Genomic DNA, 22,749 nt, shown 5'->3' with positions numbered 1-22,749 from the left:
ATGGCGAAAATTGCGCCCGAAGGGCTGATCACCGCCCTGGACATCGGATCGTCCAAGGTGTCCGCGCTGATCGCCCGGAAGGGCGATGGCGGCGAACTGATCGTGCTGGGCACCGGCCAGCGCGAAAGCCGGGGCGTCAAGCGCGGCTATATCGCCGATATGGGCGCGACCGAGGCGGCGGTGCGCGAGGCGGTCGAACAGGCCGAGCGCATCGCGGGGCTGAACATCGAGAATGTCTGGGTCGGCTTCTCGGCCGGGGGGCTGGTGTCCGACGTGGCCGAGGTCGAGTTCGAGCTGGGCGGCCACCGCGTCGAACAGGGCGATATCGACGCGCTGCTGGCGGCCGGGCGTAACTCGATCGATCCGCAGGGGCGCATGGTGCTGCACGCGCAGCCCGCGCTCTATACGCTAGACGGGCTGACGGGCGTGAAGAAGCCGCTGGGGCTCTATGCCGACCGGCTGGGCGTGCACATCCATGTCGTGGCCGCTGACGGATCGCCGGTGCGCAACCTCGACCTGTGCGTCCGGTCGGCACATCTGGAGGTCAAGTCGATCATCGCGGCTCCCGTGGCGACGGGGCTGGCCTGTCTGTCCGACGAGGAGCGCGAGCTGGGCGTCGCGCTGGTCGAGATGGGGGCGGGGATCACCAATGTCTCGCTGTTCGCGGGTGGGATGCTGGTCGGGCTCTGCTCGCTGCCGATGGGCGCGGCGGACATCACCGACGATGTTGCCTCGGCCTTCGGGACGCGGCGGCAGATGGCCGAGCGGATGAAGTGCTTCCACGGATCGGCCAATGCGTCGCCGCGCGACAATCACGACATGATCCAGGTCACGCCGATCTCGGCCGAGGATGGCGGCGACACGATGCAGATTACCAAGGCGCAGCTGATCGGCGTGATCCGCCAGCGGCTGGAGCATCAGATGGGCGAGATTCGCAAGGCGCTCCAGCATCTGAAGTTCGAGGGGCCGGTTGGGCGTCAGGTCGTGCTGACCGGCGGCGGGGCGGAGCTGAAGGGCATTGCCGATTATGCGCAGCAGGCGCTCGGTCGATCGGTGCGGATCGGGCGACCGCGCGGGCTGACCGGCCTGCCCGATGCGCATGGCGGCCCGGCTTTCGCGACGCTGGCGGGTCTGGCTTTCTATGCCGCGACCGATCCCATCGACCTGCGGACGATCGCACCGACGAACCAGGCGGTGCACCGGCCCAGCGGCATGGGACTGTTCCGGCGGCTGATTCAGGCCGCAAAAGCAAATTATTAGGGAAAAGCGCGGCGCATCTGACGCTTTTCGGTTGGCACTTGGCACAGGTCTGGTGCACTAACGGTTAATTCAGGGGCCCGGTCTTTGCGTACCGACCGGGAACGGCGGAGTAGAATTGGGATGAGCATCGAATTCATCGCACCCGAGGTCGACGAGCTGACGCCGCGTATTGCGGTGATCGGTGTCGGCGGTGCCGGCGGCAATGCGATCGCGAACATGATGCGCGCCGAGGTACAGGGCGTGGATTTCCTCGTCGCCAATACCGACGCGCAGGCATTGAAGCAGTCGATCGCGCCGCAGCGTATCCAGCTGGGCGCGAAGATCACGCAGGGGCTGGGCGCGGGCAGCCGTCCCGAGATCGGTCGCGCCGCCGCCGAAGAGACGATCGACGATCTGTCGCGTCTGCTTGAGGGCAGCCACATGTGCTTCATCGCGGCGGGCATGGGCGGCGGCACCGGCACCGGTGCGGCCCCGGTCATCGCCAAGGCGGCGCGCGACATGGGCATCCTGACCGTTGGCGTCGTGACCAAGCCCTTCGCCTTTGAGGGCAATCGTCGCGCCAAGTCGGCCGATGGCGGCATCGAAGAGCTTCAGAAGTACGTCGACACCCTTATCGTCATCCCCAATCAGAACCTGTTCCTGATCGCCAACGCCAACACGACCTTCAAGGAAGCGTTCGCGATGGCGGACGAGGTGCTGCAGCAGGGCGTGCGCGGCATCACCGACCTGATGGTCATGCCGGGCCTCATCAACCTCGACTTCGCCGACGTCCGCTCGGTGATGCAGGAGATGGGCAAGGCGATGATGGGCACCGGTGAAGCCACCGGCGACAATCGCGCGATCGAGGCGGCGCAGAAGGCGATCGCCAACCCGCTGCTCGACGGCGTGTCGATGCAGGGGGCCAAGGGCGTCATCATCTCGATCACCGGCGGCGACGATATGCGCCTGCTCGAGGTCGACGAGGCGGCGAACCATATCCGCGAACTGGTCGACCCGGACGCGAACATCATCTGGGGATCGGCCTTCAATCCCGAGCTGGAAGGCCGCATCCGCGTGTCGGTCGTCGCGACCGGCATCGATGCCGACCTCAAGGTCGCACCGTCCCCGTCGGAGGCGAATCGCAGCAGCGGCTTCAGCATGGGTGGCATGGCGCGCAAGAGCGACGATACGCCCAGCTATCGCCCCAGCGAACCGGCCCCCGCTCCGCAGGCGAGCGTGACGCCCGCCGCGCCGGTCGAACAGCCTGCTCCGGCCGCGCCCGTCGCGGCCCCGGTGACTTCGACCGTCAGCGCGACGATCACCACGCCCATCGCCAAGCCTGCTCCGGCCCCCGCGCCGGCGGCTCCGGTCGCCGATGACGAGCTGGTGCTTGGTGCCGACACGATCGTCCCCGCTCCCCCGGCCCAGTCCGCCCCGGCCGCTGCGGTCGAACCGGCTCCGGGCAGCGAGGAAGCGCGTCGTCGCTGGCTCGCCCCGGGCAGCGAAGCCGGTGAAGCCCCCGCACAGCCTGCGCCGCGCGTGAAGCTGGGCGGTACGCTGTTCGAGCGTATGTCGAATGCCGCACGCGGTGCGTCGCGCGACGACGCCGCGCAGGGTGGTACGGACTCGTCGCTCGACATTCCGCGCTTCCTGCATCGCCAGAACAATCAGTAATCGCTTCGCCCGGTATTCCGGGTGACGGCTGGACAAGAGGCCCGCGCGAGACGCTCGCGCGGGCCTTTTTGTGTCCTGCCGGTGGGGGATTTGGCTTTTCACGCGAAGCCGCGATGACGCGAAGATTTGCTGGCGCGGAGGTGTCTTGCTTGCCGCGTCAACGGACCTGTCACCTCAACCGATGAATAGGTTAAAAGCGTTGCTCCGCATTTTGATGCTCCGCGCCTCCGCGTGAAACAAGGATCTAAGCGGGGCTGTCATCCTGCTGCAAAACAAGGAGGATGGCTCGCGCAGAGGCGCGGAGGACGCAGAGGAGAAGGTGGGCGTAGGAGCTTGCCCAATTTAAGCGATCTGCCGCAACGGCTTGGCCAAGCTGCAAAGTCTCTGCGCCCTCTGCGCCTCTGCGCGAACAAAATTGGCATCCTCGCGGCGTCGCTCGAACCAATGCAACCAATACCCTCGATCCTGTTGGTCGACCGTCCAGAGCGCTCGGGCGCGTGGGATGTGCGAGGGCCATTGCCGTGCGCGCCGAAACACGCTTTATGAGCCACGGTCCCATGACGTTCGCATTCTTTCCCCGCGCTTCGCTGGCGCTCGCCCTGGCCCTTGCGGCCGCACCCATGCCCCTGTTCGCGCAAGAGGTGGTTCAGCCGCTTCCCGGCACGACCGACGCCGACAAGCTGGGCGATGTGATGCGCCGCGTCGCGCAGAACCCGCGCAATGTCGATGCGCTGGTCGAGGCGGCGGATCTGTCCATTCACCTCGACGATCTGTCGGGCGCGGCATCGCTGCTCGCGCGGGCGGAAAAGGTCGATCCGCGCGACCCGCGCGTGAAGGCGGGCATGGGGTCGATCCTGGTCCGCTCCGAGCGGCCGGGCGAAGCGCTTCGCTATTTCTCGCAGGCCGAGGCAGCGGGGCTGCCTGCCGCGAAGTTCGCAGGGGATCGTGGCCTGGCCTATGACCTGATCGGCGATCAGGCGCGGGCGCAGCGCGACTATCGGCTGGCGCTGGCCAACGGTGCCAGTGACGAGATCGTGCGCCGTTATGCCCTGTCGCTCGGCATTTCGGGCCGCAAGGACCAGGCGCTGGAACAGCTCGACCCGCTGCTCCGCAAGACCGACCGCGCCGCGTGGCGCGCGCGTGCCTTCATCCTGGCGATGGGTGGCGACCTGCCCGAGGCGACGCGCATCGCCTCGACGATGATGCCGCCGCAACTGGCGCAGGGGCTGCAACCCTTTTTCCAGCGCTTGCCGACGCTGCCCGCGATCGACCGCGCCTTTGCCGTGCATTTCGGCGAGACGCGCGCCACGCCCGAGCGGCTGGCCGATGCGCGACTGGCGCCGAACCTGCCGCCGCTGACGCCCGAGGCGCCGGTCGCGCTCGCATCTGCAACGCCGGTGACGGTGCCGACGACCCAGCCCGTGCGCGAGGATCGTCGTCGCGGCAGTCGCCAGCCGATGCGGGAGAATCGGGGCGTCGCCCTGGCCGCGGCCGTACCGCAGTCCGGCGTCCGTACGCCGATCCCGACGACCGTGACGCCTGCCCCCGTGGCGAGCGCCCCCACCCAGATGGCGAGCGCAGTCCCCGTGCCTGCAACGACCCCGCGCGTGGTCGCGGCGACCTTGCCGACGCGGACGGCGCAGCCGCAACCCGGCTTCAGCAGCACGCTGCCTGCCACGACGCCGGTGCCGGACACCCGCGCGCCGGTCGCCATGGCTTCCACCGCGCCGGTGCCGATGGTGCAGCCGCTGCCCACCGCGTCCCAGCCATCGCCTGCCGCCACGACGGCGATGGTCCAGCCTTTGCCGTCGACCGCGCCCGTCCAGACGGTTCAGGCCGAGCCGAGCCCCGCACCGGTCGCGACCACGCCGCCGCCGACCGCCCTGGCGATGGTCCAGCCGGTGCCGAGCCAGACGGCCGAACCCGCGCCGGTTGCGCCTGCACCCCGCGCCACGCGCTCCGGCGGACGTCGGCCCTCGCTGGCGGCGGCGCATGCGGTGCGAGAGGACTCGATCCTCGCCCGTATCGTCGCCAACCTGTCGATCCCGGCCTCCGAACTGGGCGTGGAGGGCCCCGAGCGTCCCGTTGTGGTCGCGGCGGCCACCCCGGTCACGACCGGCTCGCAGCGGGTGCTGGCCGAAGCGCGCGCCAAGGCCGAGCGGGATCATGAGGCGCGCGAAAAGGCGGCCGAAACGATCGAGCCGAAAAAGACGGAGCCCAAGGCTCCGACCGCCGCCGAGCGCAAGGCCGCCGCCGCCAAGCTGGCCGCCGAGAAAAAGGCTGCTGCTGCTAAAAAGGCGGAGGCTGCGGAGAAGGCGCTCGCCGCCAAGGAAGCGCTGGAGGAAAAGAAGCGCGCCAAGGCGAACCCCGAGCGAATCTGGGTCCAGGTCGCGGGCGGCGCGAACGAGGATGACCTGCCCAAGGCCTGGGCCGCGACAAAGGCGAAGGCGCCTGAGCTGTTTGCAGGCCACAAGGGGTATAAGACCCCGCTGCGCGCGACCCACCGCGTTCTGACCGGTCCGTTCAAGACCGATGCGGAGGCCCGCGCCTTCGTCAACCAGCTGGCCAAGAAGGGCATCTCCGCCTTCCCGGTGACCAGCGATGCCGGGCAGTCGGTGACTCGGCTCGACGCCAAGTGAGCCGTTTCGCCCCCTGGGCGTCCTATCCCGAACACAGCCGGGGGCGTCGCCATGACGAGGCGACGGCATTGGCGCGCGGGCCGCGCGACGCATTCCAGCGTGACCGCGACCGGATCATCCATTCGATCAGCTTTCGACGGCTGCGGCACAAGACCCAGGTCTTCATGGCCCCCGATGGCGACCATTTCCGTGTCCGCCTGACCCACAGCCTGGAGGTCGCGCAGATCGGCCGCACCATCGCGCGGACGCTGGGGCTGAACGAGGACCTGACCGAGGCGCTGTGCCTGGCGCATGATATCGGCCATCCGCCCTTCGGCCATGCGGGCGAGGACGCGCTGAAGGCCGCGCTGTCGGACCATGGCGGCTTCGATCACAACGGCCATACGCTGCGCACCCTCACCGAGATCGAGCGGCCCTATCCGCGCTGGGACGGATTGAACCTCAGCTGGGAAACGCTGGAGGGATTGGCCAAGCATAATGGGCCGATCCGCCATCCCGGCTGGGCGCTGGGCGAGGCGGATGCGGGTTTTCCGCTCGACCTGGACAGCCATGCCTCGCTGGAGGCGCAGGTCGCGGCGCTGGCCGATGATATCGCCTACGACAATCACGACATCGATGACGGCCTTCGCGCCGGGTTATTGACGCTGGATCAGCTGCTGGAAGTGCCGCTGGTCGCGCGTGGCTGGGACGCAGCGCGGGCACAATTTCCAGAGGTCGCCCCGAAGCGGCTGGCTAGCGAGCTTATCCGGTCGCAAATCGGGGTGATGGTCAACGATCTGGTGGCCGAAACCCGGACCCGCATTGCCGAGAGTGGGGTAGGGGATGTCGCTGATGTCCGCGGCGCAGGTCGCGCCTTGGTCGGCTTTTCGGATGCGATGCGGGTGGAGGAGCGCGATCTGAAGCGCTTCATGTACGCCAACCTTTATCATCACCCGCGCCAGCTGGCGGCGGCGGATGCGGCGCATGGGATCGTCCAGGGCCTGTTTACCGCCTATCGCGCGGACCCTTCGCAACTCCCAGAGGAATGGCGTGAGCGTTTGCCGGAAGAGGAGCCTGCGCGCAGTCGGCACATCGCCGATTTTATCGCGGGCATGACCGATCGCTATGCGATCCGCTGCTACCGCGATCTGCTGGGGAATATCGACCTGCCGGAAGGGTTTTAAGACCCCTCCGGCAGGATCGGCATGGATCAGGCCTTCAAGGCTTTCGCCATGTTGAGATGGGCGGTCACGGTCGGGATCAGGCCGGTCGCGAACGTCTTGAGCGGCGCGGAGTCGCCGGTCGCCGCATACGCCTTCAGCGTGTCGAGCGTCTGCTGATGCCCGGCGGTCTGTTCGGCGATATAGGCTTCGTCGAACGCCTTGCCGGTCAGGCCCTTCAACTGGTCCAGCTTCTGCTGCTGCTCGGCATTGAGCGTGGGATCGGGCGTGATAGCCGGGCTGGCCGATCCGGCCGCCGTCTTCAGCTTCGCGGTCGAGGCGGTGTGCGCCTCGATCATCTTGGCGGCATAGGCCTTAACCGAGGCGGATGCGCCCTTCGTGGCGGCGAGCTTCGAGGTTTCGATCTCGAAGGCGTCGCTGGCCGCCGCCGCATTGGCGAAGCTCTGCGCCGCACTGGTTGCGACCGGCGTCGGCGAGGCGGTCGCCATATCGTTGGTCACCATCATATTGTCGGCGGTCGTGGCCTGGTTCGTCTCACCGCTTCGGTTACAGCCCGCCAGCGCGAGAAGGGCGGAGGTCGCTAGGATAGTCGCTCTGATCGTCATGTCGTTGAACCCCTGACAGAAAACGCAACCCTGCATAAGCGCGTCGGGTCGACGGACGTTCCCGCCAAGTGCCAGCCGATGGGACCCGAACGGCCATCGCATCGTTGGTCCGGCATCCCGCCGCCCGGCGGATCAAGAAGGGAAGCGACGCAAATGAGCATCTTCGGCAATATTCTGGGCAAGATCTTCCATCACGGTGCCGCCAAGCCGGCGCCGTCCACGATCCAGGCCGACCCGAGCCCTCAGCCTGCGCCCGCCGCACCGCAGCCTGCGCCGCAACAGGCCGCCCCCGTGGCCGAAGCCGCACCCGCCCCGCAGGCGGTCGATGTCGGTGCGGTGCTTAGCGAAATGGCGGCGATGAAGAATGGCGGCGGCAATTATCAGAGTTCGATCGTCGATCTGCTGAAGCTGCTGGACCTGGATTCCAGCCTGACCGCGCGCAAGGAACTGGCCGACGAACTGGGCGTCCATGCGGGCGAGGATGGCTCGGCCGAGCAGAATATCGCGCTTCACAAGGCGGTGATGGATAAGCTTGCCGAAAATGGCGGCATCGTGCCGGACAGCCTCCGACAGTAAGGCGGCGCGTCAATGCAAAACGGCCCGCATGTCCCCCTCGGACATGCGGGCCGTCCCACCGAACAACGTGTCGGTTAGCGGGCGCTGGTTTCGACGCCCGCGCCCAGCGCGCCACGCGCCTGGTCGGTAGTGAACGAGACTTCGGTGTTGCCGGTCGTGCCGGTCACGCGGTGGCCCTTGACCACGAAGCGGAACGGCTCGCCGCCCGGATAGCGGTGGCCCTGGATCACGGCGCGGCCGTTGTCGTTGATCCGGGTATAGACATAGGTGCTGCCTTCATGGACGAAGCTCTGCTCGCCCTCGGCGGCGATGGCCCCGATGGTCGGAATGGCGGTGGCGGCAATGGCGGCCAGGATCAGAATGGTCTTGCGCATGATCGAAACTCCCGCGTGATGGCGTTGAGCCGGATCAGGTCCTCTCGCGCCGTTTTCGACGCTATAACTTTCGTATACGGATTTATTGCGCTGCAGCATGGCCCGCAACTGCAAAGGCGTTTGGCTAGATTGCATTCCATGCAATCGTCCGGCGTTGCGGATCAGGCATGATTTGAAGCGAGCGCCCGATTTCGCTAGAGCGCCACGCTTTGCTACCCCGATCGGACGATGTGATGACCCTCTACACCCGCTTTGCCGCGCATATCGACGCGGCGCTGGACACGCTGGTCGCCGCCGGCACGCTGCCCGGCGGGCTGGATCGCCGCAACGTGACAGTCGAACCGCCGCGCGATGCCAGTCACGGTGACCTCGCCACCAATGCCGCCATGGTGCTGGCCAAGCCCGCAGGCACCAATCCGCGCGCCCTGGCCGAGGCGATCGCGGCGGAGCTGGGCAAGCTGGACGAAGTGGACAGCGTGTCGGTCGCGGGGCCGGGCTTCCTCAACATGCGGCTGACCGATGCGGCGTGGCGCGACGAGCTGGCCGCCATTCCGCAGGCGGGGGCCGATTATGGCCGCTCGACGCGGGGGCAGGGCGTCACCGTCAATATCGAATATGTCTCGGCCAATCCGACCGGGCCGATGCACATGGGCCATTGCCGCGGCGCGGTGGTGGGCGATGCGCTCGCCACCCTGCTGGAATTTGCGGGGCACAAGGTCATCCGCGAATATTATGTCAACGATGCGGGCGGGCAGGTCGACGTCCTCGCCCGCTCGGCCCATCTGCGCTACCGCGAGGCGCTGGGCGCGACGATCGAAATTCCGGAGGGCCTGTATCCGGGTGAATATCTGAAGCCGATCGGCGCGGAACTCGCGGCCGAATATGGCGACAAATATGTCGACGCGCCCGAAAGCGAGTGGCTGGTCCTGTTCCGCACCCGCGCGGTGGCGGCGATGATGGCGATGATCCGCGAGGATCTGGCGCTGCTCGGCATCCATCACGACCTGTTCTCTTCCGAAGCCGAGCTGCAAGCGGCGGGCAAGCCCGAAGCGGCCGAGGCCGAGCTGCGCTCGCGCGGGCTGGTCTATGACGGCGTGCTGGAAGCGCCCAAGGGCGAGACGCCCGAGGATTGGGAGCCGGTCGAGCTGCCCTTGTTCCGCTCCAGCCAGTTCGGCGACGACCAGGATCGCCCGATCAAGAAGTCGAACGGCGCCTGGACCTATTTCGGCGCCGACCTGGCCTATCACTATCAGAAGGCCCAGACCGCCGATCAGCTGATCGATATCTGGGGCGCCGACCATGCGGGCACCGTCAAGCGCATCGTCGCGGCGGTCGAGGCGCTGACCGGCGGCAAGACCAAGTTCGACGTGAAGCTCGTCCAGATGGTCCGCCTGCTGCGTGGTGGCGAGCCGGTGAAGATGTCGAAGCGCGCAGGCAATTTCGTCACCCTGGCCGATGTCGTTCGCGAAGTCGGCAAGGATGTGGTGCGCTTCACCATGCTGACCCGTCGCTCGGACGCGCAGATGGATTTCGACTTCGCCAAGGTGGTCGAGGCGTCGAAGGACAATCCGGTCTTCTATGTCCAATACGCCCATGCCCGCATCGCCTCGCTCAAGCGGCGTGCGGCCGAGGCAGGGATCGCAGAGGGCTCTGCCGACCTGTCGCTGCTCGACGCCGAGGATCTGGCGCTGGTGCAGCTGGCCGCGCAGTTCCCGCGTATCGTCGAGACGGCGGCGGCGGCGCGTGAGCCGCACCGAATCGCCTTTTATCTCTATGACCTGGCGGCGGCCTTCCATGCGGCCTGGAATGTCGGCAACGATCGCCCCGATCGTCGCTTCCTGATCGCGGAGAATGCCGAGGTGACGCGTGCCCGTCTTTTCCTCAGCGACGGGATCGGGCAAATCATTCGTAACGGTTTGGCGCTCATGGGTGTCGAAGCGGTTTCGGAGATGAAGTGATGGCGAACGATATGGATCTGGGGCGTGGATACGACCAGCAGGAGGAGGATCGGCTCCCCTGGCTGGAAACCGTCGAAGCCGACGAACCCGAAGGTGTCGGCATCGGCAAGGTCGTGGCGCTCGTCATCGTCGGCCTGGCCATCCTCGCCTTTATCGGCTTCGGTCTCTACAAATGGCAGGCGCATCAGGCGGCGGCGGACGGCGACGGCGCGGTGATCGCTGCGCCCGAGGGCGATTACAAGGTGCGCCCGGCCGATCCGGGTGGCCTGAAGGTCAAGGGCGAGGGCAACACCGCCATCGCGACCAGCGCGGGCAAGCCCGGCGGCACCGGCGCGATCGACCTGCGTGCCGTGCCCGAAGCGCCGATGAACGGCACCCGCGTCGTCCAGAAGCCCAGCGACGCCGGTGGTGGCCGCAACGCCGTGGCGCAGGTCCCCGAATCGGGCGGCAAGCTGGTCGCGCCCGCGCCGGTCACCGCCGCGCGGGCGCCCGCCGCCGCGCCGAGCGCCAGTGGCGCAATGGTGCAGCTGGGTGCCTATCCCAGCGAGTCCTCGGCCAATGCCGCTTGGGATCGCTTCTCGAAGCGCTTTTCCTATGTGGGCGCGCTGGGCAAAGTGGTGCAGCCCGTCGCGTCGAACGGCAAGACGCTCTACCGCCTGCGCGTGAACGCCGGTTCGGCCAACCAAGCCGCTGATATCTGCGGCCGCCTGCGCGTGGCGGGCGAGAGCTGCTTCGTCGCCAGCTGATCGATCAGGCCCCCTGCTCGCCGTGGCGGGCAGGGGGTGGAGTATCTCGTCCATGATTCCCGTCATTTTCGGCCTGTCGGGCCCGGTGCTGACCCCCGATGAGCGGGCGTTCTTCGCCTCGGTCGAACCGGCGGGCTATATCCTGTTCAAGCGCAACATCGTCGACCGGGCGCAGGTGCGCGCGCTGACCGACAGCTTGCGGGAGTTGGCGGGGCGGGATGACCTGGCGATCCTGATCGACCAGGAGGGTGGCCGCGTCGCCCGGATGGGGCCGCCCGAATGGTCCGCTTTCCCGGCCGGGCCCGTCTTTGCCAAGCTCTATGAGACCGCGCCGATGTCGGCGATCCAGGCGATGCGCGCCAATGGCCAGGCGCTGGGCCTGATGCTGCGCGAGGTCGGCATCACCGTCGATTGCGCGCCGTTGCTCGACGTGGCGCAAGAGGGCACGACCGAGGCCATCGCCTGCCGCGCTTATGGTGCCGAGCCGATGCAGGTCGCCGCGCTCGGCCGGGCGATGCTGGAGGGACTGGCGGCGGCGGGCGTGGTCGGCGTGGTCAAGCACATGCCGGGCCATGGCCGCGCGCTGGTCGATTCGCACCATCTGCTGCCGACCGTCACGGCCAGCGAGGCGGAGCTGGCGGTCGATCTCGAACCCTTCCGCACTCTCGCGAACGCGCCGATGGGCATGACCAGCCATATCGTCTTCGAGGCGTGGGACGCCGAGCGCCCCGCGACCCTGTCGCCCGTGGTGATCGACCGGATCATTCGCGGCGCGATCGGCTTTGACGGCCTGTTGATGACCGACGACATCGACATGAAGGCGCTCAGCGGTACGGCAGGCGAGAAGGCGGCGGGGGCACTGGCGGCGGGATGCGACCTCGTCCTCGACTGCTGGGCGCGGATGGACGAGATGGTCGAGATTGCCGGGCGGGTGCCCCCGATCAGCGACGCGGCCCGCGACCGCCTAGACCGCGCGATGGCGAGTGTGGGGGCAGGCGAGGGGCACTTCGCCGAGCTGATCGCCCGCCGCGACGCGCTGCTGGCGCTGGTTGGCTAAGCGCCCTACCGACCGCTGCTTCGCGATGGTCGAGGAGTAAGGCAGACCTGCCATGCCTCCTTTCACGCCCCGTCGACACGTTCGCGGCCGGAAAGATGGCCCGTCCCGTCTCGCCAGAACCCCATATCGCCGCTAAGCTTGCCTGCGATGACGGGGGAACAGCTGACGCTCGATCTGGATGGGTGGGAAGGACCGCTGGACGTGTTGCTGTCGCTGGCGCGGTCGCAAAAGGTCGACCTGCGCCAGATTTCGATCCTGGCCCTGGTCGAGCAATATCTGCGTTTCATCGACCGGGCGGACCGGATGCAGCTGGAGCTGGCGGCCGATTATCTGGTGATGGCGGCGTGGCTGGCCTATCTCAAATCCTCGCTGCTGTTGCCACGCCAACCCGATGAGGAGCCGGACCCCGAGGATATGGCGCTGCGCCTGCAACTCCGGCTGGAGCGGCTGGCGGCGATGCGCGAAGCGGGCGCGCGGTTGATGGCGCGCGACCGGCTGGGCCGCGACGTCTTTCCGCGTGGCGCGCCCGAGGGGTTGGCGGTGCAGCGCAAGGCCTTGTGGCAGGCGGAGCTTTATGACCTGATCGCCGCTTATGGCCGGATCAACGCCCGCACGCGGCCGGTGATGCACGTCGTTGCCGATCGTCAGGTCATGACGCTGGAGGCGGCGCTGGAGCGGGTGTCGATGCTGGTCGGCAGCCGGATCGACTGGTCGGCGATCGAGACCTTCCTGCCCGATGGCAGCGAACGGCTGCGGCGTTCGGCGCTGGCGTCGAGTTTCCTGGCGGTGCTGGAACTGGCGCGCCAGGGCAAGGTCGAGCTGCGCCAAGCCGCGCCTTTCGCTCCGCTGATGATCCGCCAGCCGCTATGAGCGAAATGGACCCGACCGTCCGCGCGGTGGAGGCCGTGCTGTTCGCCTCGCCCGAACCGATGAGCGTGGATTCGATCCGTGCCCATGTCGGGGTGGGCAAGGGCGCCAGCGACATCCGCACCGCGCTGGAGACGCTGGAGGCCGAGTATCGCGGGCGGGGCATCGCGTTGGTCCGGCGCGGCGACCGCTGGCATTTCCAGACCGCGCCCGATCTCGCCCATCTGCTCCGCCGCGACCGCGAGGAAGCGCGACGCCTGTCCCGCGCAGGCATCGAGACGCTGGCGATCATCGCCTATCACGAACCGGTCAGCCGCGCCGAGATCGAGGCGATTCGCGGCGTCGCCATTTCCAAGGGCACGCTGGACGTTCTGATGGAGGCGGGATGGGTACGCCCGGCCGGGCGGCGCGAGGTGCCGGGGCGACCGCTCATCTATGCGACGACGCCCGCGTTCCTCCAGCATTTCGGGCTGACCAGCAGGCGCGACCTGCCGGGCATCGAGGATTTGCGCGCGGCGGGGCTGCTCGATCCGGTCGATCTGGCGCTGGAGCGCATGGAAGAAGAGGAAGAGCGGGAGGGGGCGGCCGATCGCGGCGAGGGCGATTGAGCGCTTTCCTTTGCGTCACGGCCGCGTCACAATGGTCCGTCACGGCTCCTTATCCCCAATTGGGGGCCGGATCGCATCGCCGACACCATTGCCGCTGGCGATGCCAAGGCCTAGATAGACAGACAAATTCCAGGAGACGTGCCATGGGCAGCTTCAGCCCGATCCATCTTGTCGTCCTCGCGATCGTCGCGATCCTTCTGCTCGGCGGCGGCCGTTTCTCCAGCCTGATGGGTGACGTGGCCAAGGGCGTGAAGAACTTCAAGAAGGGCATGGCCGAAGAGGACGAGACGCCCGCCAAGCCTTCACCGCGTATCGAGGCGCAGAAGTCGGCCGAGCCCGCCTTCGACCGTGACGGCGAGCGCGTGCGCGACGATCGCTGATCCGGCCCGTCTAGACCCAGTACCGGACCTCCATGTTCAACATCGATTCCAGCGAGTTCTTGCTGGTCGCCATCGTCGCGCTCGTCGTGATCGGTCCCAAGGACCTGCCCAAGGCGATGCGCGTCGTCGGCTATTGGGTGGGCAAGGCGCGCGGCGTCACGCGCCAGTTCCGCCAGGGCTTCGACAATATGGTCCGCGAGGCCGAGCTGGAGGAAATGGAAAAGCGCTGGGCGGCGGAGAATGAGCGCATCATGCGCGAGCATGCCGCCGATGCACCGCCGGTCACGCCGACCGATGGCGCGCATCCCGTGCCGCCTGCGCTCCCCGACCCGGCCCATCCGGCCGTGACGGCCGATACTCCGCATCCCGATCATCATCCGGCCGACCACCAGCCGGACACCCATGCGGATCATAGCGACCAGCCGGTCATGGTCGAAAAGCCGGTGGTCGCGCCCGCACCGTCGACCGAGCATCCCCATCGCGGGACCGAGGGGGCGGTGTCGTGAGCGAACATGACGAGATCGACGCCAGCCGCGCGCCCCTTCTCGAACATCTGATCGAGCTGCGCCGCCGGCTGCTCTACTGCATCGTCGCCATCGCGCTGGCCTTTGGCGTGTCGATGTATTTTTCGGAGTCGATCTTCGGCTTCCTCGCCAAGCCGCTGCTGAAGGCGGGGCAGGGCACGCTGGTCTATACCCAGATCTTCGAGGCGTTTTTCGTCCAGGTGAAGGTATCGTTCTTCGCCGCGATGATGATTTCCTTCCCGGTGATCGCCAACCAGCTGTGGCAGTTCGTCGCGCCGGGGCTGTACCGCAAGGAAAAGAAGGCGCTGCTGCCTTTCCTGCTGGCGACGCCGGTGCTGTTCCTGATGGGCGCGGCGATGGCCTATTACATAGCCATCCCGATGGCGCTGCACTTCCTGCTGGGCTTTGACGGCATGGTGGGCGGCGTGAAGCGCGAGGCGCTGCCCGCGATCGGCAATTACCTGTCCTTCGTCATGCAGTTCCTGTTCGCCTTCGGCCTGGCCTTCCTGCTGCCGGTGCTGCTGATGCTGCTGGAACGGGCGGGCATCGTCACCCGCAAGCAGCTGATTGCCTCGCGGCGCTATGCCATCGTCGCAGCGACCGCCATTGCGGCGGTGCTGACCCCGCCGGACCTGATGTCGCAGGTGCTGCTCGCGGTGCCGCTGATCATCCTTTACGAGCTGGCCATCATCGGCATCTGGTTCACCGAACGCTCCCGCGCCAAGCAGGCGGCGATCGAGGAGGACGAGGACGCCGAAGCGGCGGCCTGATAGGGATTCCGGTTCTGTGAAAGGGGGCTCCGGCGGTCGCCGGGGCTCCCTTTTTCCTGGGAGCGACGTCGAGGTCCGAAAACTGCTTCCAGAACAGAAAAGGGCCCCGGCGGATACCGCCGGAGCCCTTTTGCGTGTCAGCCGGGTGAAGGGCTTACTTCGACTTGTCTGCCGTCTTGGCAACAGTGTTGCCAGCCGAGCTGACATCCTTGCCCATGCCTTCGACGGTGTTGCAGGCGCTGACCAGCAGTGCACCAGCGACGATCGCCAGACCCATCAGCTTACGCATTCTCTGTCTCCTCTGTGAAAACCTTGACGGCCCAATGCGCCAGCACTGCATTCGTTCCGGCCGTGTCACGGCCGGGCGTGCGCGAGTGGCGAAAAAGATTAAGGCCTGGAAGCGTCACCGGGGGGGGGAGGGTGGACGCTTCCAGGCCTATGGCTTGGACAGCGAGAGCGGGGGGGCATAAGTTCGCTATCCGAAGAGCAGAACACGCTGCAAAGGCAGGGGTTCCCGCCTTTTCCCGCCTCTCGCGAATCTTTTTTCGATTCAGTCGCGCCCGACGATCGGCACCGCGATTTCATAGGCGCCGGTGAGCGGATCATGGTGCAACGGCGCGCGAAGCTGGCGGGCCAGGCCTTCCATCACCCGGCCGTACCGCTTGCTGATCAGATGGCGCGATTCGTCCGTCTCGACCAGCGCGCGCGAGACGACACGCACGACCGCGCGACCTTCCTGCTCGGCGGGCTTGATCGCCACGCGGATCTGCGCGGCGGGATCGCAATTCATAGCCAACTCGATCGTCTCGGTGACCAGGAAGGCCACGGCGACCGCGACGTCCTGATTGACGAGCAACGGCGCGACGTCGAGCGAGATGCCGATCCCGGCGGCGTTCTCGGGCGCGGTGGCGCGGATGTTCGCGGCCAGCTCGCCGATCATGGTGCGCAGGTTCAGTCCGCGATTTTCCTCCAGCTCGGCGAAGTGGTGGCGATGGACCACCGCCAAGGCATCGACCCGTCGCTGGATCGAGGAATAGGCGGCCATCGCCTCCGGACCCGTCGCGCCGCGCGCATGGAAATTGATCAGGCTGGAGATGACCTGAAGATTGTTCTTGACCCGGTGATGGACTTCCCGGGTCAGCTTGGTCTGGCGCACCAGCCCTTCGGCTAGTCCCGCCTCGTGGGTGGCGACGGTACGGGTGATCGCCTCGAACGTATCGGTCAGGTCACGGATTTCCTGCGCCGGCGCCGCCTCGACCCGCGAGATGTCGAGCACCTCGCCCGGTTGATAGGCCGCGACCAGTCCACGCAGCTGGCGCAGCGGCCGGATCAGCAGCCGGTCTACGATGAACCATCCGAGCACGACCGCCGCCAGCCACATCAGCAGCGGCAACGCCAGCGCGACGATCAGCGACGAAGTGATCGGTGCGCTGGGCGTCGACGTGCGCAGGACCAGCCCGGCGATGCCGAGTTCCGTCCGCATCGACTTCTTCCGCTCCAGCGGGCCCTGGCGGACCAGCGAATGGAGGGGCAGCAACTCGCCATCGAGTTCCAGCACCGATTCGATCGTGCTGGCGGGCGGATGCTGATCGACCAGTGATTGCAGGAAGGGCAGCGGGAAGAAGGCACGGGCCTGCGCCCGGCCGTCCTGGCTCGACACCGACAGGACGAGACCCCGGCCGGGCAGGATATCGGCACCGATTGGCGATCCGTCGCTGGCCACCGGCAGCGCGGCGGGCAGGGGATCGCCGCACAGCGTCTTGCCCGCGCGATCGGTGATCAGGAAGCGCGCGCCGGTCAGCGATTGCTGCGCGAACACGCCCTGCGCCCGCGCGCAGCTCGGCATGTCGAGGGGGTCCTGACCCATTGCACGCACCGCGACGCGCAGCGCGGTCATGTCGCCCATCAGCTCGGTGGCGATGGCGCGGGCATCCTCATTGGCGGCGATGCGCAGGCGGCCGCTGGCCTCGCTATCGGCGAGGCGGGTCGTTTGCAATGTGGCAAAGACCGCGATGGCGGCCAGGATGAACAAGGTGCTTCCCAGCACCAGAACGAGCTTCGCGCCCGTCGCGAGACGCGGCGGGGCGGGACGGAGGCGTTCGAGCGCCTCGACGTCATCGGGGAGAAGAGTGGCCATGCGGCCGGACGTCAGCCCAGCTTGCTGAGAAGATCAAGCATCTCGTCGGGGATCTTTTCGTCGACGGTCTTTTGATACGCCTGGCGAAGCGCCGAGCCCGCATCCTTCTCACCACCTTTTTGCGGTGAGGTGGACGGCGTCTTCTTCGTCTTGTTGCCCAAACTCAAAATATCCCCCTGCAGGACCCACTAGCGGGGCAACCGACGCAATGGCGACCCGTGGCGTCGCCGGTCGGCCTGACGCCCAGAGCCTATAGTTGATGTGGCGATGAAACCAAATTCGATCTGGTTGGTTCCCGATGCGATACGAAAAATCCGTGAGTCCCGCATTCGTGGCGTGGCGGACGGGGTTTTCGTGAAACGGCATTGAAAACAGACGCGGGGGCCAGCACATCAGCTGTCCGCCAATACCTCAGGGAGTGATCATTACCCATGTCGCTTGGACAGCAGCTTGCGCCCCATCTTCCCTTCCTGCGGCGCTATGGCCGGGCCCTGACCGGCAGCCAGATGCACGGCGACAAATATGTCCGCGCCACGCTGGAGGCGATCGTCGCGGCCCCGGACCAGTTTCCGCGTGATGTCGATCCCCGCCTGGGCCTGTACCGCATGTTCCAGGGCATCTGGTCGTCGGCCAATTACGATGAATTGGACAATGACGGTACGGATGCCGATGGCAACGAAGGCGTGGCGCGCGCCCGCCTCGCGCGGATGACGCCGCTGTCGCGTCAGGCGCTGCTGCTGACCGCGATGGAAGGCTTCACGCCCGAAGACGCGGCCTATCTGATCGATGTCGAGCCCAGCGAGGTCGAAAATCTCGTTTCCGAGGCGCTGGCCGAGATCGAGAAGCAGACCCGCGCCCGCGTGCTGATCATCGAGGACGAGCCGATCATCGCGATGGATATCGAGACGATCGTGCGTGACCTGGGCCATGAAGTGACCGGCGTCGCCGTCACTCGTGATGAAGCCGTGGCGCTGGCCATGGAGGATCGTCCCGGCCTGGTGCTGGCCGACATCCAACTGGCCGATGACAGCTCGGGCATCGATGCGGTCAAGGATATCCTGGCCGAGTTCGAGGTGCCCGTGATCTTCATCACCGCCTTCCCCGAGCGCCTGCTGACCGGCGAGCGGCCCGAGCCGACCTTCCTGATCACCAAGCCGTTCCAGCGTTCGACCGTGAAGGCGGCGATCAGCCAGGCGTTGTTCTTCGATCAGAGCACGGTCCCGGCGGAGTAACGGCCGGCCAAAAGCGAGGGCCGATAAAGCGTATCGGTTACGGACCCAAAACGGTTGATAGACGTTGAGGATGACATGGCTGACCCTGATGAACCGATCCATGTCTCCAAAGAGGATGTAAGGGCAGGTTCTACGCCGCATGTTACGCGGTATGTCCTGCCCATATCCTTGGTTCTCGTGATCGTGATCTTCGCCTATCTGGTGTTGCGCTGACACGGTAAGGGTTTGATTTGGCCTTGGCATGGCTGGCAATTCTGTGCCAGCCACCCTATGTTTCGAGGCGGTCGCGGGTTCGACCGTTTCCGATGATCGGATTTTCATGACGCAGCCACTAACGCGGGACGAGATTGAGGACGATGCGGCCGAAGCGCCCGTCGAACACGTCGCGCTGGATGATTCCGAGTTCAAGACGGAACTGGCACGCGTGATCCCCCATCTGCGCGCCTTTGGTCGTTCTCTTTCGGGTAGCCGCGATCTGGCCGACGATCTGGTGCAGGAAACGCTGCTCAAGGCATGGGCCGCGCGCAAGCGGTTCCAGGCGGGCACCAACATGCGGGCCTGGACCTTCATCATCCTGCGCAACCTCTATCTGTCGCAGATGCGTCGTGCGCGCTTCAAGGGCGAGTGGGACGACTTGGTCGCCGACCGCATTCTGGCGGCTCCGGCCAGCCAGGATCGCCATGTCGAACTGGGCGATATGCAGCGCGCTCTGATGCACCTGCCACAGCCACAGCGCGAGGCACTGATCCTGGTCGGTGCTGGCGGCTTTGCCTATGAAGAGGCGGCCGAAATCTGCAACGTGGCAGTGGGTACGATCAAGAGCCGCGTGGCTCGTGGCCGTGTCGCGCTCGAGACCATCCTGAACGAAGGGTCGCTGCCCTCGCGGCGTTTGCATGAGACTGACAGCAGCAAGACCGCGCTCGACACGATCATGGGTGATGTCGATCAGTTGAGCGGCGGGCGTTAACGCAAGGTCCCCGTCGTCGAGCGGTCGCTGCGTTCTTCCGGACGTGGCGGCCGTTTTTTTATCGGCGATCAAGATTGCGGCACGGTCTGGCCGATCGGTAGCGCCGCGTAGCCCAGCGACGGCAAAACTCTTCTAGCCTTGCCTGTTCGATCGGATTGTTCAGCTCGGCCCTAGCGGCGATCCGGCTATCGACGCCCATAGTAGGCTAGACCAATGGATCATGCGCTTCCTGTCCAAAATCTGGGCGGAGAAAAACTGCTCAAATTCTATAGTTCCAAGCGCTTCAGCACGGTCAGTCCCTCAGTGCCGATGAACCGGCTCATCCAACCGAGCAAGCAACCGCACCCAATGATCGGGTAGCCTTATCGGCTCCGAAAAGGCCGAACGCAACGCGCCGCCGATATCGTCCGTGCGGGTCGGCGCGCGGACGATGCGGATATCGCTGATCGTCGGTTCGGTGCTCATCATACCAACATAACTGTGCAGGTCTTGACAAGTTGCAAAAATTCTGAAGCGGCAATGTTAATCCTATGGAAAGCCTTTTGTGCAGGGGCCTAGCGCGCGATACAAGCACGGCCATGAACGCTCCGTCCTCCCCGCTGTCCGATGCCGTGGCGCGTGCGCGTCGGCATTCGTCCTTTCTCGCCATGATCCTGGACCGGGAGCCGGATATCGAGGCACAGGCGCTGGCGGGGCATCTTGTCGAGCCGCAGCCGTTGGAGGCGGACTTGCCGGTCGGCGTCGCGCTGCGCCGTGAACGCCGCGCACTGGCCTTGACCGTGGCGCTGGGCGATCTGGCCGGGATTTATGATCTGACCCAGGTCACCCACCGGCTGACCGACTTTGCCGACCGCGCGCTGACCCGGGCAATTCATGCCGCGATCGAGGAGCGTACACCGGGCGCCGAGCCGGTCGGTTTCGCCGCGATTGCGCTCGGCAAACAGGGCAGTCGCGAACTCAACTATTCGTCGGATATCGATCCCATCCTGATCTTCGACCCCGACATCCTGCCCCGCCGCCCGCGCGAGGAGCCCGAGGATGCGGCGGTGCGGATCGGCAAGCGGGTGGTCGAACTGCTCCAGGCGCGCGACGGAGAGGGCTATGTGCTGCGCGTCGACCTGCGCCTGCGCCCGTCGCCCGAAGCCACGCCGATCACGATCCCGGTCGAGGGGGCCATCGCCTATTATGAAAGCCAGGCGCTGACCTGGGAGCGGGCGGCGTTCATCCGGGCGCGGGCGGCGGCGGGGGATCTGGCGCTCGGCCAGCGTTTCCTCGATGCGATCCGACCGTTCGTCTGGCGGCGCGCGCTTGACTTTGGCGCGGTCGGTGAGATTCGCGACTTGACCCGTCGCATCCGCGATCATCATGCGCAGGGTCAGGCGATGGGCCCCGGCTATGACCTGAAGCGCGGGCGCGGCGGCATTCGTGAGATCGAGTTCTTCGCGCAAATCCATCAGCTGATCCATGGCGGTCGCGACCCCGCTCTTCGGGTGCCCGCCACGCGTGATGCGCTGGCGGCGCTGGCCGAGGCCGGGCGGATCGATCCGGGCGAGGGGCAGATTTTGTCCGACGCCTATGTCCTGCTGCGCACGATCGAGCACCGGGTGCAGATGATCGACGACCGCCAGACCCATCAACTGCCGCTGGGGGAGGGGACGACGCGGGTCGCGCAGTTGCACGGCCTGACCGATGGCGATGCGCTGGTCGGGCTGCTGGCGCCGGTGACCGCGCGGGTCGGGGCGCTGTACGACGCGCTCGATGCCGATGAGCGGCCGCGCCTGCCGCATGATCCGGTGCTGCTGAACGAGCGACTGGCGGCGGCGGGCCTGCGCGATGTCGAGGCGGCGGCGCGGCGGATCGCGGCGTGGCGTGGCGGCGATTATGCCGCGCTGCGCAGCCCGGCGGCGCGCGAGGCGCTGGACGCGGTGCTGCCCACTCTGGTCGAGGCGTTGGCCGAAGCGCCCGACCCGGATGCCGCACTGTTGAAGCTCGATTCGCTGTTCGAGCGGATGACGAGCGCGATCAACATCTTCCGCCTGCTGGAGGCGCGGCCGGGGCTGGCCAGTCTGACCGTCGCGATCCTCAGCCATGCCGCGCCGCTCGCCACCGAACTGGCGCGGCGGCCCGCCTTGCTCGATGGGCTGATTGACGCCTCGGCGTTCGAGCCGCTGCCTGCGGTCAAGTTCCTCGAACGCGCAATGCGGGGCGGCGAGACGGGGCAGGATTATCAGGATCGGCTCGATCATGTTCGCCGTGTCGTCGGCGAGTTGCGGTTCGCCCTGGGCGCGCAGATCGTCGCGGGGCGCGCCGATCCGCTGGAGGTGGCGGGGGGATACGCACGCGTCGCGGAGGCGGCGGTCGGCGTGCTGGCGCAGGCGACGGTGGACGAATTCGTCGCGGCGCATGGCCGGGTTCCCGGCAGCGAGCTGGTCATCCTGGCGCTGGGGCGGATGGGCGGCGCGGCGTTGACCCACGCCTCCGACCTCGATCTCGTCTATCTGTTCACCGGCGATTTTTCCGCCGAGTCCGATGGTCCCAAGCCATTGGGCGCAACGCTTTATTACAACCGGCTGGCGCAGCGGGTGACGGCGGCGCTATCGGTGCCGACCCAGGCGGGGCCGCTCTATCCGGTCGACACGCGGTTGCGGCCGTCGGGCACGCAGGGGCCGCTGGTCGTCTCGGTCGAGAGTTTTGCGCGCTATCAACGCGAAGACGCCTGGACCTGGGAGCATATGGCTTTGACCCGTGCGCGGCCCATCTACGGCTCGGCGGCGGCGCGGGAGGCGGTGGCAGCGATCGTCGCCGATGTGCTGAACGGGAACCGACCCGATCGCGACGTGGCGACCGAAGCGGGCGAGATGCGCGCCGAGATGGCACGGCACAAACCGCCGCAGGGGCCGCTCGACGTAAAGCTGCTGCCCGGCGGGCTGGTCGATCTGGAGTTTGCGGTGCACCGGGCGCAGCTGGTCCATCGTGCGGGCTTCGACCCCGATCTGGGCCGGGCGATCGGGCAACTGGTCGCAGGCAGGCTGCTGCCGCCGACGATGGCGGAAGCGCATGACGTGCTGACCCGCGCACTGGTCGCCTTTCGCCTGCTGGTGCCGGATGGGCAGGAGCCGCCCGAGCCAACCCGGCCGTTGATCGCGCGCGCGATGGGGCTGCCCGACTGGACGGCAGTGGTTGCCACGCTGGAGGCGACGCGGCAGGAGGTCGCCCAGGTCTGGAAAGGAGAATAG

The 22,749-nt window shown here is 66.9% G+C and carries 23 protein-coding genes; 17 read left to right on the top strand and 6 right to left on the bottom strand.

Annotated features, from left to right (window positions below; genetic code table 11):
• The 4 genes from ftsA to SSA01S_RS08240 all read left to right on the top strand — a co-directional run bounded on the left by ftsA (position 1) and on the right by SSA01S_RS08240 (position 6,715).
• The gene (gene ftsA, locus SSA01S_RS08255) at positions 1–1,260 is read left to right on the top strand and encodes a cell division protein FtsA (protein ID WP_061780008.1); all 1,260 of its coding nucleotides are present in this window, start codon (positions 1–3) and stop codon (positions 1,258–1,260) included.
• A 120-nt stretch (positions 1,261–1,380) separates the two neighbouring features.
• Positions 1,381–2,913, top strand: a complete 1,533-nt coding sequence (gene ftsZ, locus SSA01S_RS08250) for a cell division protein FtsZ (protein WP_061780007.1) — start codon at positions 1,381–1,383, stop codon at positions 2,911–2,913.
• Positions 2,914–3,470: 557 nt separating this feature from the next.
• A complete protein-coding gene (locus tag SSA01S_RS08245; RefSeq protein ID WP_061780038.1) occupies positions 3,471–5,552 on the top strand; it encodes an SPOR domain-containing protein in 2,082 nt (693 codons plus the stop codon).
• Positions 5,549–6,715 (top strand): deoxyguanosinetriphosphate triphosphohydrolase, encoded by a 1,167-nt coding sequence (locus tag SSA01S_RS08240; protein WP_061780006.1) that lies wholly within the window; start codon positions 5,549–5,551, stop codon positions 6,713–6,715. The genes SSA01S_RS08245 and SSA01S_RS08240 overlap by 4 nt, the downstream gene beginning before the upstream one ends.
• Positions 6,716–6,741: 26 nt before the next feature.
• Here SSA01S_RS08240 and SSA01S_RS08235 read toward each other — a convergent pair whose 3' ends face one another.
• The gene (locus SSA01S_RS08235) at positions 6,742–7,317 is read right to left on the bottom strand and encodes a DUF4142 domain-containing protein (protein WP_061780037.1); all 576 of its coding nucleotides are present in this window, start codon (positions 7,315–7,317) and stop codon (positions 6,742–6,744) included.
• Between the two features lie 153 nt (positions 7,318–7,470).
• Here SSA01S_RS08235 and SSA01S_RS08230 point away from each other — a divergent pair, with 153 nt between their 5' ends.
• Positions 7,471–7,893 carry a DUF3597 domain-containing protein gene (locus SSA01S_RS08230; protein ID WP_061780005.1) on the top strand — a complete coding sequence of 141 codons (423 nt, stop codon included), beginning with the start codon at positions 7,471–7,473 and terminating at the stop codon, positions 7,891–7,893.
• A gap of 74 nt (positions 7,894–7,967) precedes the next feature.
• On the opposite strand, the gene SSA01S_RS08225 is transcribed toward SSA01S_RS08230, so the two are convergent.
• Positions 7,968–8,267 carry a hypothetical protein gene (locus tag SSA01S_RS08225; RefSeq protein WP_061780004.1) on the bottom strand — a complete coding sequence of 100 codons (300 nt, stop codon included), beginning with the start codon at positions 8,265–8,267 and terminating at the stop codon, positions 7,968–7,970.
• Positions 8,268–8,500: 233 nt separating this feature from the next.
• Here SSA01S_RS08225 and argS point away from each other — a divergent pair, with 233 nt between their 5' ends.
• From argS to tatC, 8 genes are all read left to right on the top strand, one after another.
• The gene (gene argS / locus SSA01S_RS08220) at positions 8,501–10,225 is read left to right on the top strand and encodes an arginine--tRNA ligase (RefSeq protein WP_061780003.1); all 1,725 of its coding nucleotides are present in this window, start codon (positions 8,501–8,503) and stop codon (positions 10,223–10,225) included.
• Positions 10,225–10,971 (top strand): SPOR domain-containing protein, encoded by a 747-nt coding sequence (locus tag SSA01S_RS08215; protein WP_240954608.1) that lies wholly within the window; start codon positions 10,225–10,227, stop codon positions 10,969–10,971. The genes argS and SSA01S_RS08215 overlap by 1 nt, the downstream gene beginning before the upstream one ends.
• Before the next feature lie 52 nt (positions 10,972–11,023).
• Entirely contained in the window at positions 11,024–12,028 is a 1,005-nt protein-coding gene (nagZ, locus tag SSA01S_RS08210) for a beta-N-acetylhexosaminidase (protein ID WP_061780002.1), read from the top strand.
• Between the two features lie 147 nt (positions 12,029–12,175).
• Positions 12,176–12,898, top strand: coding sequence for a segregation and condensation protein A (locus SSA01S_RS08205; RefSeq protein WP_058715886.1), 723 nt, complete (start codon positions 12,176–12,178; stop codon positions 12,896–12,898).
• A complete protein-coding gene (gene scpB, locus SSA01S_RS08200) occupies positions 12,895–13,503 on the top strand; it encodes an SMC-Scp complex subunit ScpB (protein WP_061780001.1) in 609 nt (202 codons plus the stop codon). Before SSA01S_RS08205 ends, scpB begins: the two co-directional genes overlap by 4 nt.
• Before the next feature lie 143 nt (positions 13,504–13,646).
• Complete coding sequence (locus SSA01S_RS08195) at positions 13,647–13,883, top strand: Sec-independent protein translocase subunit TatA (protein ID WP_058715864.1); 237 nt, start codon at positions 13,647–13,649, stop codon at positions 13,881–13,883.
• Between the two features lie 32 nt (positions 13,884–13,915).
• Positions 13,916–14,389, top strand: coding sequence for a Sec-independent protein translocase protein TatB (tatB, locus tag SSA01S_RS08190; RefSeq protein WP_061780000.1), 474 nt, complete (start codon positions 13,916–13,918; stop codon positions 14,387–14,389).
• Complete coding sequence (gene tatC, locus SSA01S_RS08185) at positions 14,386–15,177, top strand: twin-arginine translocase subunit TatC (protein WP_058715862.1); 792 nt, start codon at positions 14,386–14,388, stop codon at positions 15,175–15,177. Before tatB ends, tatC begins: the two co-directional genes overlap by 4 nt.
• A gap of 154 nt (positions 15,178–15,331) precedes the next feature.
• Here tatC and SSA01S_RS08180 read toward each other — a convergent pair whose 3' ends face one another.
• The 3 genes from SSA01S_RS08180 to SSA01S_RS19795 form a co-directional block, all read right to left on the bottom strand.
• Positions 15,332–15,466, bottom strand: coding sequence for an entericidin A/B family lipoprotein (locus SSA01S_RS08180; RefSeq protein WP_058715861.1), 135 nt, complete (start codon positions 15,464–15,466; stop codon positions 15,332–15,334).
• Positions 15,467–15,727: 261 nt separating this feature from the next.
• Positions 15,728–17,314, bottom strand: coding sequence for a sensor histidine kinase (locus tag SSA01S_RS08175; RefSeq protein WP_061779999.1), 1,587 nt, complete (start codon positions 17,312–17,314; stop codon positions 15,728–15,730).
• An 11-nt stretch (positions 17,315–17,325) separates the two neighbouring features.
• Positions 17,326–17,475, bottom strand: coding sequence for a NepR family anti-sigma factor (locus tag SSA01S_RS19795; protein WP_170171403.1), 150 nt, complete (start codon positions 17,473–17,475; stop codon positions 17,326–17,328).
• Positions 17,476–17,745: 270 nt separating this feature from the next.
• Here SSA01S_RS19795 and SSA01S_RS08170 point away from each other — a divergent pair, with 270 nt between their 5' ends.
• The 3 genes from SSA01S_RS08170 to SSA01S_RS08165 all read left to right on the top strand — a co-directional run bounded on the left by SSA01S_RS08170 (position 17,746) and on the right by SSA01S_RS08165 (position 19,513).
• Positions 17,746–18,546 (top strand): response regulator, encoded by an 801-nt coding sequence (locus SSA01S_RS08170; RefSeq protein WP_058715859.1) that lies wholly within the window; start codon positions 17,746–17,748, stop codon positions 18,544–18,546.
• Positions 18,547–18,621: 75 nt separating this feature from the next.
• Positions 18,622–18,759: a hypothetical protein gene (locus SSA01S_RS19790; RefSeq protein WP_167348899.1), complete on the top strand. Its 138-nt coding sequence runs from the start codon at positions 18,622–18,624 to the stop codon at positions 18,757–18,759.
• A gap of 106 nt (positions 18,760–18,865) precedes the next feature.
• Positions 18,866–19,513, top strand: a complete 648-nt coding sequence (locus tag SSA01S_RS08165; protein WP_058715858.1) for a sigma-70 family RNA polymerase sigma factor — start codon at positions 18,866–18,868, stop codon at positions 19,511–19,513.
• Between the two features lie 300 nt (positions 19,514–19,813).
• On the opposite strand, the gene SSA01S_RS19475 is transcribed toward SSA01S_RS08165, so the two are convergent.
• Positions 19,814–19,981, bottom strand: a complete 168-nt coding sequence (locus SSA01S_RS19475; RefSeq protein ID WP_156477713.1) for a hypothetical protein — start codon at positions 19,979–19,981, stop codon at positions 19,814–19,816.
• A gap of 110 nt (positions 19,982–20,091) precedes the next feature.
• Between SSA01S_RS19475 and SSA01S_RS08160 the strand changes: the two genes are divergently transcribed.
• Positions 20,092–22,749, top strand: coding sequence for a bifunctional [glutamine synthetase] adenylyltransferase/[glutamine synthetase]-adenylyl-L-tyrosine phosphorylase (locus tag SSA01S_RS08160; RefSeq protein ID WP_061779998.1), 2,658 nt, complete (start codon positions 20,092–20,094; stop codon positions 22,747–22,749).

The organism is Sphingomonas sanguinis NBRC 13937 (assembly GCF_001591005.1).
GTDB classification, from domain to species: domain Bacteria; phylum Pseudomonadota; class Alphaproteobacteria; order Sphingomonadales; family Sphingomonadaceae; genus Sphingomonas; species Sphingomonas sanguinis.
The sequence above is the reverse complement of the archived record's forward strand: the minus strand, read 5'-3'. Positions and strand labels throughout refer to the sequence as shown.

Excerpts from the sequence above, each read along its gene's own strand:
- ftsA (WP_061780008.1), top strand. The coding sequence starts at position 1 with ATGGCGAAAATTGCGCCCGAAGGGCTGATCACCGCCCTGGACATCGGA.
- SSA01S_RS08205 (WP_058715886.1), top strand. The coding sequence starts at position 12,176 with ATGACGGGGGAACAGCTGACGCTCGATCTGGATGGGTGGGAAGGACCG.
- SSA01S_RS08245 (WP_061780038.1), top strand. The coding sequence starts at position 3,471 with ATGACGTTCGCATTCTTTCCCCGCGCTTCGCTGGCGCTCGCCCTGGCC.
- argS (WP_061780003.1), top strand. The coding sequence starts at position 8,501 with ATGACCCTCTACACCCGCTTTGCCGCGCATATCGACGCGGCGCTGGAC.
- tatB (WP_061780000.1), top strand. The coding sequence starts at position 13,916 with ATGTTCAACATCGATTCCAGCGAGTTCTTGCTGGTCGCCATCGTCGCG.
- SSA01S_RS08215 (WP_240954608.1), top strand. The coding sequence starts at position 10,225 with ATGGCGAACGATATGGATCTGGGGCGTGGATACGACCAGCAGGAGGAG.
- nagZ (WP_061780002.1), top strand. The coding sequence starts at position 11,024 with ATGATTCCCGTCATTTTCGGCCTGTCGGGCCCGGTGCTGACCCCCGAT.
- SSA01S_RS08175 (WP_061779999.1), bottom strand. The coding sequence starts at position 17,314 with ATGGCCACTCTTCTCCCCGATGACGTCGAGGCGCTCGAACGCCTCCGT.
- SSA01S_RS19475 (WP_156477713.1), bottom strand. The coding sequence starts at position 19,981 with ATGATGAGCACCGAACCGACGATCAGCGATATCCGCATCGTCCGCGCG.
- SSA01S_RS08170 (WP_058715859.1), top strand. The coding sequence starts at position 17,746 with ATGTCGCTTGGACAGCAGCTTGCGCCCCATCTTCCCTTCCTGCGGCGC.
- SSA01S_RS08230 (WP_061780005.1), top strand. The coding sequence starts at position 7,471 with ATGAGCATCTTCGGCAATATTCTGGGCAAGATCTTCCATCACGGTGCC.
- SSA01S_RS08195 (WP_058715864.1), top strand. The coding sequence starts at position 13,647 with ATGGGCAGCTTCAGCCCGATCCATCTTGTCGTCCTCGCGATCGTCGCG.
- SSA01S_RS19790 (WP_167348899.1), top strand. The coding sequence starts at position 18,622 with ATGGCTGACCCTGATGAACCGATCCATGTCTCCAAAGAGGATGTAAGG.
- SSA01S_RS08180 (WP_058715861.1), bottom strand. The coding sequence starts at position 15,466 with ATGCGTAAGCTGATGGGTCTGGCGATCGTCGCTGGTGCACTGCTGGTC.
- SSA01S_RS08235 (WP_061780037.1), bottom strand. The coding sequence starts at position 7,317 with ATGACGATCAGAGCGACTATCCTAGCGACCTCCGCCCTTCTCGCGCTG.
- SSA01S_RS08225 (WP_061780004.1), bottom strand. The coding sequence starts at position 8,267 with ATGCGCAAGACCATTCTGATCCTGGCCGCCATTGCCGCCACCGCCATT.
- scpB (WP_061780001.1), top strand. The coding sequence starts at position 12,895 with ATGAGCGAAATGGACCCGACCGTCCGCGCGGTGGAGGCCGTGCTGTTC.
- ftsZ (WP_061780007.1), top strand. The coding sequence starts at position 1,381 with ATGAGCATCGAATTCATCGCACCCGAGGTCGACGAGCTGACGCCGCGT.
- SSA01S_RS08160 (WP_061779998.1), top strand. The coding sequence starts at position 20,092 with ATGAACGCTCCGTCCTCCCCGCTGTCCGATGCCGTGGCGCGTGCGCGT.
- SSA01S_RS08165 (WP_058715858.1), top strand. The coding sequence starts at position 18,866 with ATGACGCAGCCACTAACGCGGGACGAGATTGAGGACGATGCGGCCGAA.